The 18,126-nt window shown below is 60.2% G+C and carries 13 protein-coding genes; 3 read left to right on the top strand and 10 right to left on the bottom strand.

Going from position 1 to position 18,126, the window contains the following annotated elements; all coding sequences use genetic code 11:
• Nucleotides 1–3 precede the first annotated feature (3 nt).
• The 7 genes from NG701_RS01125 to NG701_RS01095 form a co-directional block, all read right to left on the bottom strand.
• Nucleotides 4–846, bottom strand: a complete 843-nt coding sequence (locus tag NG701_RS01125; RefSeq protein WP_252563631.1) for an SMODS domain-containing nucleotidyltransferase — start codon at nt 844–846, stop codon at nt 4–6.
• Nucleotides 846–3,890 carry a type I restriction endonuclease subunit R gene (locus NG701_RS01120; protein WP_252563629.1) on the bottom strand — a complete coding sequence of 1,015 codons (3,045 nt, stop codon included), beginning with the start codon at nt 3,888–3,890 and terminating at the stop codon, nt 846–848. The genes NG701_RS01125 and NG701_RS01120 overlap by 1 nt, the downstream gene beginning before the upstream one ends.
• Nucleotides 3,887–5,062: a restriction endonuclease subunit S gene (locus NG701_RS01115; protein ID WP_252563627.1), complete on the bottom strand. Its 1,176-nt coding sequence runs from the start codon at nt 5,060–5,062 to the stop codon at nt 3,887–3,889. Before NG701_RS01115 ends, NG701_RS01120 begins: the two co-directional genes overlap by 4 nt.
• On the bottom strand, nt 5,059–6,627 hold the full coding sequence (locus NG701_RS01110; RefSeq protein WP_252563611.1) for a type I restriction-modification system subunit M: 1,569 nt from the start codon (nt 6,625–6,627) through the stop codon (nt 5,059–5,061). Before NG701_RS01110 ends, NG701_RS01115 begins: the two co-directional genes overlap by 4 nt.
• Nucleotides 6,628–6,975: 348 nt before the next feature.
• Nucleotides 6,976–9,105: an N-6 DNA methylase gene (locus NG701_RS01105; protein ID WP_252563608.1), complete on the bottom strand. Its 2,130-nt coding sequence runs from the start codon at nt 9,103–9,105 to the stop codon at nt 6,976–6,978.
• Nucleotides 9,102–9,695 carry an NYN domain-containing protein gene (locus NG701_RS01100; protein ID WP_374208639.1) on the bottom strand — a complete coding sequence of 198 codons (594 nt, stop codon included), beginning with the start codon at nt 9,693–9,695 and terminating at the stop codon, nt 9,102–9,104. The genes NG701_RS01105 and NG701_RS01100 overlap by 4 nt, the downstream gene beginning before the upstream one ends.
• 490 nt (nt 9,696–10,185) lie before the next feature.
• Nucleotides 10,186–11,316 (bottom strand): GAF domain-containing protein, encoded by a 1,131-nt coding sequence (locus NG701_RS01095; protein WP_252563602.1) that lies wholly within the window; start codon nt 11,314–11,316, stop codon nt 10,186–10,188.
• A gap of 367 nt (nt 11,317–11,683) precedes the next feature.
• Here NG701_RS01095 and NG701_RS01090 point away from each other — a divergent pair, with 367 nt between their 5' ends.
• Both NG701_RS01090 and NG701_RS01085 read left to right on the top strand, forming a co-directional pair.
• Complete coding sequence (locus tag NG701_RS01090) at nt 11,684–13,474, top strand: NAD(P)-binding domain-containing protein (protein ID WP_252563599.1); 1,791 nt, start codon at nt 11,684–11,686, stop codon at nt 13,472–13,474.
• A 95-nt stretch (nt 13,475–13,569) separates the two neighbouring features.
• A complete protein-coding gene (locus tag NG701_RS01085) occupies nt 13,570–14,625 on the top strand; it encodes a 2,3-butanediol dehydrogenase (protein WP_252563596.1) in 1,056 nt (351 codons plus the stop codon).
• 63 nt (nt 14,626–14,688) lie between these two features.
• On the opposite strand, the gene NG701_RS01080 is transcribed toward NG701_RS01085, so the two are convergent.
• The 3 genes from NG701_RS01080 to NG701_RS01070 all read right to left on the bottom strand — a co-directional run bounded on the left by NG701_RS01080 (nt 14,689) and on the right by NG701_RS01070 (nt 16,907).
• On the bottom strand, nt 14,689–15,267 hold the full coding sequence (locus tag NG701_RS01080) for an HNH endonuclease (protein WP_252563593.1): 579 nt from the start codon (nt 15,265–15,267) through the stop codon (nt 14,689–14,691).
• A gap of 13 nt (nt 15,268–15,280) precedes the next feature.
• Complete coding sequence (locus NG701_RS01075) at nt 15,281–15,655, bottom strand: PH domain-containing protein (RefSeq protein WP_374208638.1); 375 nt, start codon at nt 15,653–15,655, stop codon at nt 15,281–15,283.
• 328 nt (nt 15,656–15,983) lie between these two features.
• Complete coding sequence (locus NG701_RS01070; RefSeq protein WP_252563590.1) at nt 15,984–16,907, bottom strand: Ltp family lipoprotein; 924 nt, start codon at nt 16,905–16,907, stop codon at nt 15,984–15,986.
• 537 nt (nt 16,908–17,444) lie between these two features.
• On the opposite strand from NG701_RS01070, the gene NG701_RS01065 reads away from it, so the two are divergent.
• The gene (locus tag NG701_RS01065) at nt 17,445–17,873 is read left to right on the top strand and encodes a hypothetical protein (protein ID WP_252563588.1); all 429 of its coding nucleotides are present in this window, start codon (nt 17,445–17,447) and stop codon (nt 17,871–17,873) included.
• Nucleotides 17,874–18,126 lie beyond the last annotated feature (253 nt).

The raw sequence follows: 18,126 nt of genomic DNA, 5'->3' as shown, positions 1-18,126 counted from the left end.
AGCTCACCTGTTGAACAGCAGCTTCAACTGCTCGATTGCCATAGCCTCATTGCCTTGCTTGTAGTGGTCGAGTGCCTTACTCGCCCTGCTGACAGCAGTCGAGAGCTTGGAGAGGGCGTCGGCCCTAGTTGCGTCAGAGGAACAAGCCGTGAACCGTGAGCCAAGCCCGGTTGGATCGTTCATAGCAGCCAGGCTGGCTGTGTGGAGATTGCTCAACGCGAGGTATAGATCGTAGATATGGATGTACGACTGCTGTCCATCCATGTACTTCGCGGCGCGCATTTCCAAGTAACAAGATGAGATGGGCACTTGACGCTTGTACTTCCAGACCTTGAGATGTCGCGCGAGAGTCTTGACGCCGCCGTTGAAATTCTTGTTCACGGTGTTCACATACTCGTTGTGGGCTGCTGGGTAGGTCTTCATCCACCCACCAGGCAACGTAGGGTCGGCAATCCAGTACCCATAGCCGCTGGTCGTATCAGTCACGTAGCCTGGCACAACCTCGACCTCGCAGTCCGAGAAACGGCACACGACCGCTGGACTGCGAACTGAGATCGTCGTAGTCGGGAACCGAGCCATTAGGGCCTCGCGAACCTTGTTAAGCATGGTCGTTGAGGATGCCGGCCGAATGCCTTTCAAGGAAGCGAGGTAGTCGGCATCACTGAACTGCCAGACGCCAGTACCTTGGCGAAGCGAGCCGATCTCAAACATGCGATGGACGCCGATCACGTAGTCGAGCCGCACCTCGATCGAGGCCCTATGGCTCTTCGCGGCGTCGAAATGAGTAGGTAGCGGCGTGTAGAGCGAATTCAAACCTGCAAGCCACGAAGCTACAGACTCTGCCATTACTTATCCCCCTGACTGCTCAGTCCGAAAAACCGTTCAAAGAAGGCGCCGAGCTTTTCGAGTACGCGTTGCTTCTTCTCGCCATGGCCGCCCTTGGCTGAGAATCGAGAAACCGGAGGGAGTACTTTCGTGATCGCAGTGCCTGTTGTCTGGATGCTACCGTCGCGGAAGGCTGTCTCTACAAACACGCGGGTCTCATCCGGTCGCAGGCTCTCGGACTCGATGATCGCATCAAGTTCGGCATCTTTGCGGCCGGCGATGAACGCGCGCCATTCCTCGTCAACTTCTCCGGTCATGGAGACAGAATCGACGAACGCTTCGATGAGATCCTTCTTGTTGCGCAGGCTCGGGCTGGCATCGATGGCACGCGTAATCTCGGCCCTGATTTCTTTGTCATCGCCGTCACCACGCTGATCACGATATTTCTGAACGAGCATGAGGATGTAGTCGACGTTGATCTCAACCTGCTTGATTAGCTCGATCTCAAAGACGACGTCATCGTTTATCGACTCTTTGTCCGAGACCTTGTCACGGCGGAACTCGGCATAGAGGTCGAGATAGACGCTGCGGTAGTCCTGACCTTGTCGAGCCGTCAGAATCTCTTGGCCGGCAAAGTCGTCAAAGGACGTCAGGATGTTCTGGAGCCGAAGGATGGTGCCGAAGAGGGCGATAAACGTCTTCTGTGCCGCCTCGCCATTGATCGGCGTACCGAGCGGGAAGTTATCCAATAGCTCAGTGACCTTGTCGGCGTACTCGTCGTAGTACTCGCCGTATGGCTTGAGGATCACGATGCCCTGGGCACTCTTGTTACCAAAGAGCGCGATGGCGTCGTTGGTCTCTTCCTCGAGATCGCGGAAGGTGATGATGTTGCCGTAGGTCTTGACTGAGTTGAGGATGCGGTTTGTTCGCGAATAGGCCTGGATGAGACCATGCGCCCGCAGATTCTTGTCAACGAACAACGTGTTTAGCGTCGTGGCGTCGAAGCCGGTGAGGAACATGTTTACGACGATGACGACGTCGATCTCGCGTTGCTTGAGGCGCAGCGAGAGGTCCTTGTAGTAGTTCTGGAACTTGTCAGCGGACGTGTCAAAGCTGGTGCCGAACATGTCGTTGTAGTCCTGGATTGCATCCTCCAGGAAGTCGCGCGACGATGCGTCGAGTGCGGTTGTTTCGAAGCCCTCCTCGTCGAGTGCGCCGTCCTCGACTGCTTCGTTCGCTGCGTAGGAGTAGATCAGACCAACCTTTAGCTGGCGAGCCGGCGGGAGGTCACGTTGCTGGATGAAGAACTGATTGTAGTAGCGCTTGGCGGCCTCAATCGAGGCGGTCGCAAACAGCGCATTGAAACCATGCACGCGCTTACCAGCGAGCGAGTAGTGCTGAGCGCGCTTAGTTTTCTGGTCGAAGTGCTCAAGTATGTAGGCGGTGACCTGTCGCAGCCGCTCCGGTGCAAGCAGGGCCTGTTCCGTGTCGATGGCGGACACCTGTTTGTCCGTGAGAGCTTCCGGGAGTTTGATGGTGTTGACGTAGTCGATACGGAACGGCAGAACATTCTTATCGGTGATCGCGTCAACGATCGTGTAGGTGTGCAACTTGTCGCCAAAAGCCTGCTCAGTAGTCTTTAGCTGCGGGTTACCACCACTGCCGGCATTTGCGGCGAAGATTGGTGTGCCCGTGAAGCCGAAGAGGTTGTATCGCTTGAACGCCTTCGTAATTGCGGTATGCATGTCACCGAACTGTGAACGGTGGCATTCGTCGAAGATGATCACAATATGGCCCGAGTAGATCTCGTGGCCCGTGTTCGCCTTGATGAACGTCGCAAGTTTCTGGATCGTTGTGATGATGATCTTTGCCTGCTGGTTCTCGAGCTGCTTCTTGAGCACTGACGTTGAAGTGTTCGAGTTGGCAGCGCCCTTCTCGAACCGGTCGTACTCGCGCATCGTCTGATAGTCGAGGTCCTTGCGGTCCACGACGAACAGCACCTTGTTCACTGTCGGCAGTTTTGAGGCAAGCTGCGCGGTCTTGAAGCTCGTCAGTGTCTTGCCCGACCCCGTGGTGTGCCAGACATAGCCGCCCGCGGCGACGGAACCCAGCTGCTTGTAATTGGTGGAGATGTCGATCTTCTTCAGGATCCGCTCGGTGGCCACGATCTGGTAGGGCCGCATGACCAGCAGCATCCGGTCGGCAGTCAGGACGCAATACTTCGTGAGGATGTTCAAGAGGCTGTGTTTTGCGAAGAAGGTCTTTGCAAACGCCGTCAGATCCTGGATCGGCTTATTCTGAGCGTCGGCCCACCACGAGGTGAATTCAAATGAGTTTGATGTCTTACGCGCTTTCTTCAAGCCCGCTGCATCGGCCAAGTGCTGACGACGAGTCGTGTTGGAGTAATACTTCGTCAGTGTCCCGTTGCTGATGACGAACAGCTGCACGTACTCGAATAGGCCAGACCCAGCCCAAAAGCTGACGCGCTGGTAGCGGTCGATCTGGTTGAACGCTTCGCGGATATCGACTCCACGGCGCTTCAGCTCGATGTGCACCATGGGAAGACCGTTGACGAGAACGGTCGCGTCGTAGCGTGTGGAACGTGTAGCACCGCCTTCGCCCTGGCCGATCTCGTACTGGTTGATGACTTGGAGGCGGTTGTTATGGATATTCGCCTTGTCGATGAGCAGGATGTTCTTCGTCGAGCCGTCATCGCGTCGCAGTAGCTGAACGTGGTCTTCCTGAAGGCGCAGGGTTTTCTCGGCAATGCCGTCATGGGCGCCGACGATTCGTTCCGTGAAGAAACGATCCCATTCGCTGTCGCTGAAGGTGATGCCATTCAGTGCTTCCAGCTGCGCGCGGAGGTTTGTGATTAGTTGCGGCTCACTCGTAACAGGCAAGTACTCGTAGGCCTGCGACTGCAGGAGCTTGATGAATTCACGCTCCAGATCGGCCTCGGATTGGTATGCCGCCTCATTGGCGCTATCCGGCACATATTCTGCGACGACGGTGCTCTCGCTGCTAACCGCAATAGGGTCGTATTTTCGCAGGGTTGCTTCGCTCATGATGCTAGCTCCGCGAACGTCAGCATCTTGCCCTTGTAGTACTCGAACTGTTTGCAACGAGCATCTATCTCGGCGGAGAGAGTTACTGAGAGGTCATTAATCAAGGCATCGAGTTCATCAAGAACTGCGACAATGCGTTCCTGCTCCTCTGGTGGTGGAATAGGGATTGTTAGCTTTGCCAAGCCGCCGCCTGAGAGGCGCTTTACTTTAGCGCGTGCGACGTGCTTACCCTTTTCGGAGTGAAACGCATTAGTTTGCAAGTAGTACGCCACGAACTTAGGGTTCATAGGGCTCCGGAAGATAAAACAGTCGTCATGAACTGCCACCTCTCCGCTTCCGAGCCACGCGACCGCCTTTCCAACATCCTCGACAGTTTCCCCCACGGCCGCGATAACGACGTCGTCTGGACTGGCATAGCGAAGCTGCGAAGCCAACCCCTCACGAACATGCGAGATAGTTGACTTAGTGGCGGTTCCGTAGTGCGTGTAAATCTCACCATAATGAATACTTGGAATGCCGACCTCTGTGACATCGTTCTTAGTGAACCGGCGGCCGCGAATGAACTCACCGATCTCGCCCATTGGTACCCGGCCATCTTGATTCTGGCCGTGAAGAGTTAGAAGCGATTCGCGGTAGTGAGCGTACTGACGATGTCTGGCTTCGAGTTCTTTCTCAAGTTCGCGCTCAAACTCCTGCGCCATTGACGTAAAGAGATTCAAAATACGAGCGATCTCCCGCTGCAAATCGATTGGGGGAACCGGAATCTTGAGCCGCTTGAAACCGCTTATGTCGATATTCTTCTGCGCCGACTTGGTAGAAGTAGCGAAGATAGTTGGCCGCATGTGTAGCAGAACCTGGCCGACATACTCCTTGTCGAGATCGGGAAGGGCAACATCGAAGGTGAATCCAGAGTCGAGCATCCAAAACTTGCCCGAGACCCACCGGACACAGTCTCCGGACATCGCAAATCGTGAAATGACCCACTCATCTTCGCGGTTGTGGGTGTTAGTTCGAAAGCTCTCGCCGCCCCCACCGTAAACGGGGTAAAGCGTACCCGTGTCTTTCGCCTTTGTGATGCGAGTTCCAAAATTAATCTGGATGAGATCCCCGAGTGGGACATGAGGCACCCCCACGGGGCACAGCTTATCGATCAGGTCATTGATTCGGTTCACGCCACCCCCTCCAGGTCGGACACAATGGTGTCGATCTGCTCACGGAGTTCAGCCTGCCTTATGATGGTTCGGGCAATCTCGGCATTCAGTTCGGTGATGTCTACGGCCACGCTCATATCTTCGGCCGCCACATAGGATGAAACCGCGATGTTGTAATTGTTCTTAGCGATCTCCTCGTTGGATACGAGGTTCGCAAAATAATCGGCATCGTCGCGGGTGCTGAAAGTTTCTAATATCTTTTTCTGATTAACTTCGGTGAGCTTGTTCTTGTTGCCGGCGCGAACGAACTCGGCTGACGCGTCAATGAAGAGTACCGAATTGTCTTTTTTCGATTTTTTCAGAATGATGATACAGGTCGCAATCGTGGTGCCAAAGAAAAGATCCGGCGGAAGCTGGATGACAGCGTCGACATAATTATTGTCAATGAGGTACTTGCGAATCTTCTGCTCGGCACCGCTGCGGTAGAGGACTCCAGGGAATTCGACGATCGCGGCTGTCCCATTTACCGCGAGCCAGGAAAGAATGTGCATTGTGAAGGCGAGATCAGCCTTAGACTTCGGTGCAAGGACCCCAGCCGGCGCGAAGCGCGGATCGTTAATGAGGAGAGGATTGCTGTCGCCGTCCCACCTGATTGAGTAGGGTGGATTGGAAACGATCGCTTCGAATGGCTCGTCACCCCAGTGGGCAGGATCGATCAGTGTGTCGCCATGTGCGAGGTCGAACTTCTCGTAGTTGATGTCGTGCAGGAACATGTTGATCCGCGCAAGGTTGTATGTGGTCAGGTTGATCTCCTGGCCATAGAAGCCCTGGCGGACATTCTCCTTGCCGAGCACTTTGGCGAACTTCAACAGCAACGAGCCTGAGCCGCATGCCGGGTCGTACACCTTGTTCACTGATGTCTTGCCGACTACCGTGAGGCGGGCGAGCAACTCTGAGACCTCTTGAGGAGTGTAGTACTCACCCCCGGACTTACCCGCAGCCGACGCATACATCTGCATGAGGTACTCGTACGCATCGCCGAAGGCGTCGATAGTGTGATCGGCGAAATTACCCAGCGTAAGCTCGCCGATGGCGTCGAGGAGCTTCACGAGCTTCTCGTTCCGCTTGGCGACCGTGTGGCCGAGCTTGCTTGAGTTGACGTCGAGGTCGTCAAAGAGACCCTTTAGATCGTCCTCAGCATCGGTACCGACGGCCGACCCCTCGATGTTCTTGAAGACGTTTTCGAGCGTCTCGTTGAGGTTCTCGTCGTTCTCAGCTCGCTTACGTACGTTTGCGAAGAGCTCAGAGGGGAGGATGTACACACCCTTCTCTGCGACTGTCTCTGTGCGCCCGAACTCGGCTTCGGAGTCCGCTAGTTCTGCATAGTCGAAGTCCGGGTGACCGGCCTTTCGCTCGCCCTCGTTAATGTAGGCCGTGAGGTTCTCTGAGATGTAGCGGTAGAAGAGGATCCCGAGCACATAGCTCTTGAAGTCCCAACCATCGACGCTTCCGCGCAGGTCGTTCGCGATCCGCCAGATCGTCTTGTGTAGCTCCGCGCGCTGCGCTTCCTTAGTTGTTCCGGACATCTCGGTTTGTGTACTCCTTTGCGCATGGCGCTTATTTTGACCTTCTGGGCGGTGCTCTCAACTTAGCAGCACATATTCGTGCACCAATCCTCGGGCTTTCCAGTTAAGGGAAGGGGTAGGACGAGAACGGGTTACACGCCAATGGGGGACTGGTCGACGAGGGCATCCACGCGGCGATCAAGTCGGGGAAGTGGCCCCTGGCTGGCCCCCGTTGGGGATGAATAATGGGTTCTGCACTAGCTTTTCATCTCGTGGTTCGAAGGAAAGCTAGTGCCGATGGTGAGCCTCCACTGCATCGCGTCGCAGGAGGTGCAAAGCGTGAAGATGTTCAGCTCCCGCGGGTGCGAATTAGGTTTTGGTGACATGAACGGCTCCGGCGGCGACTGCTTCGGCCAAGATGTTGCGGGTTGCCTGCGCCTTCGCTGCCAATGTCTTCGCCCTTTCGTTCAAGGCGCGAGTCTCGGTCAGCACTGCTACGAGGGCATCCTGCTCGGGGCGTGGGAGAAGCGGGACGGGCAGGTCACTGATCTTGACTCGCCGATGGGAAGAACCCTGGGAGTAGGAGTTCAAGTTATGTTCGGTCGCGATGATTTCGGCCAAATAGGCCGGGATGAGGTTCTCGTCGTGCACGCGCAGCAACTGGTAGGTGGAAGTGTGGAGAATTTTGCCGCCCTCCTCGTCGACGCGTGATGCCAAGCCACCGAGGGTCTGGACCAACACGTCCCCAGGCTTGGTGAGTACTGGCTGTTCGACAAGTGCTGGGTTGACGAAGCTGCTCGTCGGGCCTGATCGGCGTATCCAGTCTCCTGTGACCACGGGGGTGCCTACGGTTGTGGATAGGTCAGATTCGGGAACGCGGTACTTGGGGCGAATCTGCTCGATGCGGCCGTCTTTTATCAGCTGACCCACCGTCGTCTGAGCGACAGGCGCCGTGCGGGTTCTGATCTCGACGCTGGTCTGCAGGTGCAAATTAGACAACTCCCGGATGGCTTGGCCCAGTGCTGCGAGTTGATCGCGCACCTTGGTCGCCTTAGGTGCCTCTGCAGGCGACTGAACCCAGTGCTGCGGCGTGAGATTGCTTCCGTGGGCTAAGACTTCCTCCACACTCACGGCAGTGGCAGGTATATTTCCGGGTACTGTCTGGTCGTGTCGCCAGGATTGCAGTGCCTCGGCGATGGCCGGGATGTCGACCGTGAACGCCGTCCGGTCCAGTCGATCGCCCTGGTCGGTTTGGTCGATGAGCAATACGCGGCCGGGATCCGCAGCCTCACCTGGACGAGCGAGGATCCACAGGGTCAGCGGGATCTGGGTTGCGATCGCCATGCCCGCGGGAAGGGCTACGATGGCTTCGACGCTGCCGGCCTTCAGCATGTTTTGACGAATAAGTGCTTCTTCGCCACCGCGAAAGACGGTGCCTGCGGGCAAGTAGCACGCACAGCGTCCGCCGGGACCGAGATGCCAAATACCAATCTGGGGCCAGGCAAGATCCAACACTCGCTTTGGAGCGCCGAAGATGAACCGTTGATCCCAGGTCAGGTCTCGTCCGGGGTTGCGGAGGCCGTACGGTGGGTTCATCACCACGACTTGTGCGTGGCCTTGGGCATACGCGTCGTCGGCCAGGGTATCGCCAAGGTGCACGTCGAAGTTGTCCACGCCGGCGAGTAGGGCTCGCTGCAATGCCATCGATCGGCTGGAGCGGCTGATTTCCTGACCGGTCACGCGGTTGCGGGCTATGCCTTCCGTAGTAGCGACGAGCAGCAGCCTACCCGTGCCGGCCACCGGATCGTGGATAGGGCCAGGAATATCAGCTATAGCCAGGGCTGCCAGCTCAACCAAGTCCTTGCTGGTTGCGAACTCGCCGGCTGATTTACCCGTGGCTTCGGTCACGCGGTCGTAGAAGGCTTCGAAGGTTGTGATGAATTCGTCAGGCCCGATCATGCCGAGGGCATCCATGACCGGATAGAGGGATTCCTTCAGGTCGCGTGGGTTGCCTGCAACAGAGCTGTCCTGGAGGGAGTCGAAGAGGCCCTGGTTGTTCATCTCATGCTCGAAGTACTCCATGCCGCGTTGGATTTCGCTCAAAGGGTTGCCGGTCGTCCAGTCTCGCCAGGACTGCCAGCGGAACTCCGTCGGCAGGTCCTTGTGGAAGCCTGGGGAGGTTGGGTCGGATACGTAGCGCCATACGATGAGGGAAGTTACTACGCCGACGCCGCCACGGTAGTCGAGTCCATGGTCACGCCAGGTATTCATCGCAGCCCATAGGGCACGGTATGCGTCGTCGCCCACAATCTTCTTGCCACTGGCCTTCATCCAAGCGCGGACTTCGTCTGCGCTGTAGCGGGGACTGTTGGAAGTGCCCAAACCGGGCACGGGTTTGGGGAAGTCTTCAGCATTGGCCCATTTGGAGGCCGCCGGACGACTGACGCCGCCGAGCTCAGCAATCTGTGCCTTATTAAGGCTCAAGCCGGTGGTAGTCATGCGATCTCCTTGAAGCTGGGAAATGGGGTGATGATGTTGGCAGGGAACGGCGAGCCCAGACGGACTAGATCGGGTCCGGCGGCCAGACGCATGCGCTTAGACAGGCCCACATCGGGGACGATGACGGTGACGGGGCAGCCAGCAGACTTGATTGCGGCCACGGCGTCGGCGAAGGAGTGGTCTCCGGAGGCAATTACGACGTGGTCGTAGCGGCCAGCGACCCAGACCGGGTCATGCAACTCCTCGAGCAGGGCTTGATCGGCGCCCTCCTTGCCGGCGCGGATCCTGCGGCACGCGGGACCGTTCCAAGCGAAGCAGACGGCTGCCGCGTTGTTCTGGTTGGAGGCGATAACGGTGTGATCACCGGTCGCGAACTTTACGGCTGCGTTGATGCGGGCTTGGACCTTGCCAACCTGGCGTGCAGTGAGCTGTGTGCTGACGCCAACCATGTTTTCGATATCAATAACGAAAAGGGTTCGTCCAGGGATCCGGTGATAGAGGGCCGGTCGACCTGCTGTCCTGCGGACACGTGGCCGATCGCTTTCTTGTACGTTAGCCCTCCCAGTTGAGGTTTCTGTGTTTGTTTTCATATCTAGAACAGTACATTGGTTACCCATCAACCGTCAAGTTAACGGGGTAAACCAATTTTTGCTACGTTCTGCTCCTGAGCGCTTTGGAAAAAGCAGATGAGCGATTGAGTGTTTTATGGAGGTTCTTCCCAGTGACAGGTGCAGGAAACGCGCGGGCATTCCGGCCAGAACTACGCCTGGGTCGGCACGTGCCGGAACACCTTGGCATGGAATGACTCCATCGAAGTCCAGTCCTGTGGTCCCGGGTTCAATCAGGACGTGACTATGGAACATCTTCTCCGGCCGCAGGTGACCCTGGCGCGGCGCAGCCAGCCGCGCGAACGTTCAGCAGTCACGGTTACGGTGAAGCCAAGAACACTGCACCTACCAGGAAGCAGAGCATGGGAACCGACTACGTCCTGACCGAGGACGACCAGGACCCCCGGCCTGGCTGAAGACACCATCGAAGTGCCGGCACGCCGCAGGATGAATCAAACTGATGATCTTTTCATTACGAGATAGAGGGTTGGTGTTTATAACGCGGCTCAACCCGGTGCGAGGCCAGGAACGAAAGATACCGCGCATCCCCGCGACCCACCAGCCTTCCCAGTGCCTCGACTGCCTCAAAATCCGGGGAGCCCATATCCGTGGACAGCCACCGGATGAGGAGCCCGGCGTGGCCGCTGGAACGCACAGCCGATCCGAGGGCCAGGTCCAGCTGGTCCCGGAGCAGCTGGACCGCCAGAGCGCCCGAACGGCTGAGCAGGGGAGCGGAGTACGCTTCGAGTGCCTGCGCCACTTGCCCTTCGCGCAGCAGCCGCAGCACCCGCCCGGCATCGGAACAATCGACCAATCCTGCAGCAAGCCGGTACGGATTCGACTCCACGGCATCGCCCAGCATGGAGCGGACCCGGAACATCTCGGTCCGGATGGCCTGCGGGGTGCCCGCGTCCCCATAGAGCTCATAGGCCAGTTCCTCAGCGGTCCAGCCCTGGGCGCGCGAATCCAGCAACGCCAGGATCTCCGCGCGGCGCAGGGTCAGCGGCACGCGGCTGCCGTCCCGGAATTCCGCGGCAGGTTTGTCCCCGAGCAGCTCCAGTGACTTCACACCAACAGAAGGCCGGCGGACGGCCTGCCGGGAGGAGGCCCGGGCAGGGGAGGCACCCAAGGACGTCCCGCCGTCGGGCGTTCCCAAAAGCGCTTCCGCCACCCGGACCGCGCACCGCACCATGCGCAGCGTGTCCGCGCTGAGGGTGTCCAGCGGTCCGGAGACGTCGAGCACGCCCAGCAGCCGGCCCGTGGCCGGGTCCGTGATGGGCGCCGCGGTGCATGCCCACTCATGGTGGGTGCGGACCAGGTGCTCGGCGGAGAACAGCTGCACCGGCCGGCCGGTGACCAGCGCCTCGCTGATGGCGTTGGTGCCGATGCCGGCCTCGGACCAGTCCGCCCCTTCGGAGAACTCCAGCCGGTCCGCCCGCCGCAGCACCTCCGGGCTGCCCACCCGCCACAGGATCTCGCCGCGGGCGTCGGTGAGCACCAGCAGGTGCCGGCCGGAACTGGAATCGTCGGCCAGCAGGTCGTTCAGCGCCGGCATGACATGCTGCAGCCGGTGCTCCCGCCGCAGCTCCAGGACGTCGGACACGTCGTGCAGGTGCCGGGGGGCTGTGCTGGTCCGGGCTGATGCCCAGGGCCATGGAGCGGCGCCACGAATCCGCCAGGTCGTTGGGGATCTCCGGGCGCGGGACTCCGGAGATGACCAGTTCGTGGGCGCGGCGCAGGACCCGCGAGTATTTCGCCGGGTCCGAAAACCTCAGGCCGTAGTCCAAAACAGTGTCCTCCTCACCGGCGGCGTCCTTGGCCGGCAGTGCCCGTGTAACGCGGCTGTTACCCCCACTGCGTTGCAATAGTGATGCAGCTCACGCCCGTCCCAGCATAGCGCAGGGGATTCCGGCGGGACGGGGCCGCCGGGACCACCAGAGACACGGACCATGACACACAAAGGAGTGGCAATGACCGAAACACCCACCGCAGCCGCGCAGGCCTGGCTGACGGAACTGGATGCCGCCCTGCAGCGGCGCGACGTGGACGCTGCGCTGGAGCTTTTCGAGGACGAAAGCTACTGGCGTGACTTCGTGGCGTTCACCTGGAACCTGAAGACGCTGGAAGGCAAGGCGGACATCCGGCAGATGCTCGACGCGACGCTGGACCACGTGCAGCCCTCCAACTGGACATTGGCCGAGGACGCCACGGGCGACGCCGGCACCACGGAAGCCTGGATCACGTTCGAAACCGCCGCCGCCCGCGGCTACGGCCACCTCCGGCTGCGGAACGGCAAATGCTGGACGCTGCTCACCACCATGCAGGAGCTGAAGGGCTTCGAGGAGAAGAAGAGAACTCGCCGCGATAAGAGCGTGGCGCACGAAATCATCAAGGGCCGCCGCTCCTGGCTGGAACAGAAGGAGGAGCGCGAGGCCCGGCTCGGCTACGAGGAGCAGCCCTACACGGTCATCGTTGGCGGCGGGCAGGGCGGCATCGGCCTCGCGGCCCGGCTGCGGTGCCTGGGCGTCCCCACCCTCGTCATCGAGAAGAACCAGAAGCCGGGCGACTCCTGGCGGAACCGCTACAAGTCCCTGCACCTGCACGACCCCGTCTGGTACGACCACATGCCCTACCTGAAGTTCCCCAACGACTGGCCCGTCTTTGCCGCCAAGGACAAGATCGGCGACTGGCTGGAGCACTACACCCGGATCATGGAGCTGAACTACTGGGGCGGCACCGAGTGCGTAGGCGCCGAGTTCGACGACGGCACCCAGGAATGGGTGGTCAACGTCGTTCGTGATGGGGCGCCGGTGACGCTGCGGCCCAAGCAGCTCGTGTTCGCGTTGGGCGTCTCGGGCTACCCGAACATCCCTGCGTTCGACGGCGCGGGGTCCTTCCTGGGGGAGCAGCGCCACTCGTCGCAGCACCCGGGCGGCGGGGACTGGACCGGGAAGAAGGCCGTGGTGATCGGCTCCAACAACTCCGCGCACGATATCTGCGCGGACCTGTGGGAGCACGGCGCCGACGTCACCATGGTGCAGCGGTCCTCCACTCACATCGCCCGGAGCGAGTCGCTGATGGACCTGGCTTTGGGGGATCTGTACTCCGAGAAGGCTTTGGCGGCCGGCGTGACCACGGAGAAGGCCGACTTGCTGTTCGCGTCGCTGCCGCTGCGGATCCTGCCCGAGGCCCAAGTGCCGGTGTACCAGGAGATGGCTGCCCGGGATGCCGAGTTTTACTCCCAGCTGGAGGCCGCCGGGTTCGACCTGGACTTCGGCGTGGACGGGTCCGGGCTGTTCGTAAAGTACCTGCGGCGCGGCTCCGGCTACTACATCGATGTCGGCGCCTCACAGCTGATCATCGACGGTCGCGTGCAGCTTCGCTCGGGGGAGGTTTCCAAGATCACCGGCAACGCCGTGGTCCTTGGTGATGGCACTGAGCTGGAGGCCGACCTGATTGTCTACGCCACCGGCTACGGCTCCATGAACGGCTGGCTGGCGGACCTGGTCTCTCCCGAAATCGCGGACAAAGTAGGAAAATGTTGGGGGTACGGCTCGGACACCCCGAAGGACCCGGGCCCCTGGGAAGGGGAGCTGCGCAACATGTGGAAGCCCACCAACGTGCCCAACCTCTGGATCCACGGCGGCAACCTGCACCAGAGCCGGCACTACTCGTCGTACCTGGCCCTGCAGCTCAAGGCCCGGATGGAAGGACTGGAAACGCCGGTGTACGAACTGCAGCCAACGCACCACGCGCGCTGAGGCCCGGGGTTGAGCCTGTCGAAACCGACGAAACCCGGCCGCCGGTGGTTGAGCTTGTCGAAACCTCTATAACCGTTCAATTTAGGAGGACCATCATGAAAGCAGCACGTTTTCACGGCAGGAAGGACATCCGGATCGAGGATGTGCCGGAGCCGGAGCTCCGGGCCGGAACGGTGAAGATCGACGTCGCGTGGTGCGGGATCTGCGGCACTGACCTTCACGAATACTTGGAAGGCCCCATCTTCGTCCCCGCACCGGGTCACGCCCACCCGCTCTCGGGGGAGGAGGCTCCGGTGACTCTGGGGCACGAGTTCTCCGGGACTGTCTCTGAAGTCGGCGAAGGGGTGACGGGCCTCGCGAAGGGGGACAACGTCGTCGTCGAACCTTATTTTGTCTGCGACGAATGCGATTCCTGCCAGGCGGGCAATTACCACCTGTGCCGCAAGATGGGGTTCATCGGGCTCTCCGGCGGCGGGGGAGGCCTGAGCGAGAAGATCGTGGTGGACGCCCGGTGGGTGCATCCCATCGGGGACATTCCGCTGGATGAGGCGGCCCTGATCGAGCCGCTGTCCGTGGCGCACCATGCGGTGGCGCGCAGCGGCGTGAAGGCCGGCGACGTGGCCCTCGTGGGCGGGTCGGGTCCGATCGGGCTGCTCACCGCGGCCGTCCTCAAGGGCATGGGCGTGACCACGATCGTCAGCGAGCTGACGCTGGCCCGCAAAGAGAAGGCGGTATCCAGCGGTGTGGCGGACCATGTGCTGGACCCCAGCAAGGAGGACGTCCCGGCGCGGGTGCTGGAACTCACCGGCGGTACCGGGGCGGACGTCGCCTTCGAATGCGCGGGCGTGAACGCGGTACTGGACACCATGCTCGACGCCGTCCGGCCGGCAGGCGTGGTGGTGAACGTGTCCATCTGGGGTGCGCCGGCCACAGTGGACATGCAGAAGCTGGTGCTCAAGGAAATCGACCTGCGCGGAACCATCGCGTACGTCCGGGACCATGCTGCGGCCATCAAACTGGTGCAGGAGGGCAAGGTGGATTTGAAGCCGTTCATCACGGGGCGGATTGCGCTGGAGGATCTGGTGGAGCGGGGCTTCGACACCCTGATCAACCGCAAGGAGACGGCGGTGAAGGTGCTGGTGCACCCGTAGGGGTGCACGGTGGTTGAGCTTGTCGAAACCCGCGGTTTCGACAAGCTCAATCACCGGCTTAGTCTAAGGAAGCGGCTGCCGCTCGCCGACGCTAACAGGACCGTCGGGCGTGACGTAGTCCCGCCGTCGTCGTTCGATCCGACCCTGCTGCCCTGGGGAAGGAATCCTGGCGCCCTTCGCCCGGTTGCACCTGGCGCAGGCGGCGACGAAGTTCTGCAGGCTGGTGGATCCGCCCTTCGACCATGGATAGAAATGGTCGCCGTGCTCGGCGGGCCGGGAGCAACGGCGGCGGAATCCTGCCTCCATTTCACACAGGCCTGTGGCCCGTGACATGCCTTCGCGGCGCTGCTGGCGGGTGAAACGGCGGACCGAGTCGCGGCGTCGGAGGTCCTGGGTGCGGAGGACGACCGCTACGACGGCTAGGACCACCACGAGCACGCCCGGCACGGCAACGGCACCTAGGACCCGATCGAACATCCCCCGCAGTGTCTCTGTGACAACGGAAATGCCTTGGCCTTCGACGGTCGTGCCCTTTTCCGGAATCAGCGCCACAATGGCTGACGCGAGAAGCCACACTGTCGCAGCCAAGTAGGCTGATTTGATTGCCTGCCTCGTCCAGTAGATGCGCTTCAGTTCAAGCATCGCCGTACCCCAATCAGTGCAGAGTGCCCAGAACCGAATGGGCAATCAGCATGTCCAGGCGCCGAATGTCCGTCTTCTTGCCCACCTTGATTTTGATGTGGCCGGCACGTGTCCACAGCTCTAATTCAGCGTCCAGGTCGAATGTCCCGGCATTCTCCGAGGACCACATGTTGATGGCAGAGTAAGGCAGGGAGTAGACCTCCACCTTCTTGCCGGTCATTCCCTGGGCGTCACGCACAATCAGTCGTTTTGTCGTAAAGATGGCGCTGTCGCGAAATGTCTTGTAGGCGGCCACCGGCTGCTCGCCGGGGACCATCAGCTCGGCGACATCGTTGGGAATAGGACATTCGGCGACGAACATCCAAGTGGTGACAGCTGCGGCTTCCAAGGGGTCTCCTTCAATTGTGAGAATGTGCGAAAAATGGCTAGATATGTTGAAGCTTCTGCTTGCCTGCATGGTTGGCGTGTTTGACGGCCAGGCGGGGCTTATTCAGTGGAAAATGCCGCTACGGCTTTGGTGAAGTTCCGCGAGAACAGATGGAAGCGGCGTTCGCGCCAACCATCTCATCTAGAACTCGATCAATCTCCCGGCAGTCGGCAGGTGACGTCTAGTATCTTCATCGGTCACCGCGAATGTCTGGCGACGAGTGTCTCGGTCGCTCAGGTCCAGTGGGGCGTCAGTTTCGGTACCGCCGCCACTGGAACTGATACAGACCCTAGAGACCCGTCTGGCTAACTCCGTACTCGGCCTGCTCTGGGGTGTAGCCCTCGTAAAGCAGCTGGTCGACCAGGCCGGATCGCGAGAAGGAGGTGTACTCGAGGTACGACTTGGCCTTCTTGGCTGCCTGCACGTTCCAGTCCACTGTCACCCGGTCCACAGCCCACGTCGCATCCTCGGCCGAATACTTCTCGTACTCCAGTTGCCCGATCAGGCCGGTACGGGAGAAGGCGGTGTACTCGAGGTAATCAGCAGCTTTCCGCAGGGCGTTCTGCTGGCTTATCGTCCCCCTCTTAGCAGCGGCTTCAGCCTCAGCAGCAGCTTTCGCAGCGGCGTCTGCTGCAGCCTTCGAGGCGGCGTCGGCATCAGCTTTCGCCTTCGCAGCAGCGTCCGCTTCGGCCTTGGCTTTGGCAGCAGCATCGGCGTCAGCCTTTGCCTTAGCGTCGGCGTCAGCTTGCGCCTTGGCCTCAGCCGCGGCAATCGCAGGGTCCTTCGTGGGCGTTGCAGAGGGGGTAGCGCTGGGAGTCGCCGCGGAGACCTTTGGAGTGGGAGCGGGAGCAGGCGCTGGAGCGGAGCCTGCACGGGCCGAGTTGACGACAATGCTCAGGAGGATGACCACGCCTGTGACGATCAGAGCGACCTTCTTGTGCTTCTCGTAGCCCTCCAGCGGAAGGCCCTGCTTGTCGCGGGTTTTGTTGGTCAGCACGAGGATCAGGTCGATGAGGGCCCAGATGCCGATGCCACCCAGGGTGATCAGCTTGAGAATGCCCGTTCCAACTTTGCCCAGGTAGAACCGGTCCACGCCTAAGACGCCGAGGAGGAGTGACAGCAGCCATGTCACGAGGAACGACTTATTGCCCTGTTGCGCTTGTCCGTAGCCATGCGCTGGAGGATAGGGGGCGAGATACGGGTTTTGGCTCATGAGAGTCCTTTCAGGGGACACCTGACCAACGAGCGATGCGAAGCGTGCGTGGTGGGTGCGGTGATGGACGCCGAATGAGGGCAACCCGGTTCGGAACGCCGATCGCAGAAGCGGTATGCGGCGCGCTGAAAGGCTTGGAATGACATGATCGCTTCCCCCAATAGCGTCACGGGCATCTTTGCCCGTAGAACGGATGCTACACCTTGTCCGTTGAAGGGTAAAGTAAAACGATTGATGAAGCGTTTCCAGGCGGCGTTTGGACCACGACCATGTAGTCGAGTTCATTTCATTACTGGCCAGACCCGCTTACGCTCTAACCACTTCGGAAAGAAGGACACATTGACAGCACCCGAAACGCCAGGGCATCAGCGCCCGCCGGACCCTCCAGGCCCGCCCTCTTTCGCACGTCAGTCCGGGCAGGACCTGCCTCCTGCAGGACAGCCATACGTATCGGTCGGTGACGGCGGACAGCACGGAGATTCAGGCCCGTTAGGGCCGGGGGATCCGGCGCTCAGGAAGCGTTTGCCGAAGGCGGTCATGTTCGGCGCGGCAGGTCTCGTCCTGGGAATCTTGCTCGGAATTGTAGGGACCACAGCTGTGACGGGGGCAGTGAATGATGCCAACGCGAAAGCCGCTGCTGAGGCGGAAGCGAACAAACCGCGGCCCCTGCCAGACGCCGTTGCCAAGTGCAAACTCACCGCAGAGAAGGCCTCAGCCAAGCTTGGCGACGACGGCCACAGTCTCTCCCTCGACAACGAAGGGGAAAAGGACTCCTCCGGTCTATCAATGACGCAGATCGACTGCGTTCTAGAGGCCATAAATATGCCAGACTCCATTTACGACCAGATGGGGACCACCCGAGCTCTGGACGGTACGCAGCGGGATAGCTGGGACGGCTTTAGTGTCTCTTGGAATTACCACCCGAGCAGCGGTCTCAATGTGAACCTAAAGGAAACGGGAGACTAAGGGGGACTCGGCGAGTCACCATCTGACTGAAGGTCAACGCCGAAACCCCCGGTCGAGCGGACTCGGACGGGGGTTCGACGGGCTGGTTACTGACAGGCTCAACCACCGAAGGTTACGGCAAGCTCAACCACCGAGGGTTTCGACGGTTTCGACCGGCTCAACCAACGACCAGCCCCGGCACTCCGTCCTGGATGGCGAAGGAGGCTTTCGTGCTGACGGGGGATCCCGGCGTCGTGACGTAGTCCAGCACCCG

Origin of the sequence: Pseudarthrobacter cellobiosi, from assembly GCF_023913815.1 — a bacterium.
Lineage (GTDB): Bacteria > Actinomycetota > Actinomycetes > Actinomycetales > Micrococcaceae > Arthrobacter > Arthrobacter cellobiosi.
This window is presented reverse-complemented; position numbering and strand designations above follow the sequence as displayed.

Coding starts and splice junctions, on each gene's coding strand:
- NG701_RS01100 (WP_374208639.1), bottom strand. CDS start 9,695: ATGAAAACAAACACAGAAACCTCAACTGGGAGGGCTAACGTACAAGAA.
- NG701_RS01080 (WP_252563593.1), bottom strand. CDS start 15,267: ATGCTTGAACTGAAGCGCATCTACTGGACGAGGCAGGCAATCAAATCA.
- NG701_RS01120 (WP_252563629.1), bottom strand. CDS start 3,890: ATGAGCGAAGCAACCCTGCGAAAATACGACCCTATTGCGGTTAGCAGC.
- NG701_RS01125 (WP_252563631.1), bottom strand. CDS start 846: ATGGCAGAGTCTGTAGCTTCGTGGCTTGCAGGTTTGAATTCGCTCTAC.
- NG701_RS01070 (WP_252563590.1), bottom strand. CDS start 16,907: ATGAGCCAAAACCCGTATCTCGCCCCCTATCCTCCAGCGCATGGCTAC.
- NG701_RS01085 (WP_252563596.1), top strand. CDS start 13,570: ATGAAAGCAGCACGTTTTCACGGCAGGAAGGACATCCGGATCGAGGAT.
- NG701_RS01065 (WP_252563588.1), top strand. CDS start 17,445: ATGTTCGGCGCGGCAGGTCTCGTCCTGGGAATCTTGCTCGGAATTGTA.
- NG701_RS01110 (WP_252563611.1), bottom strand. CDS start 6,627: ATGTCCGGAACAACTAAGGAAGCGCAGCGCGCGGAGCTACACAAGACG.
- NG701_RS01105 (WP_252563608.1), bottom strand. CDS start 9,105: ATGACTACCACCGGCTTGAGCCTTAATAAGGCACAGATTGCTGAGCTC.
- NG701_RS01090 (WP_252563599.1), top strand. CDS start 11,684: ATGACCGAAACACCCACCGCAGCCGCGCAGGCCTGGCTGACGGAACTG.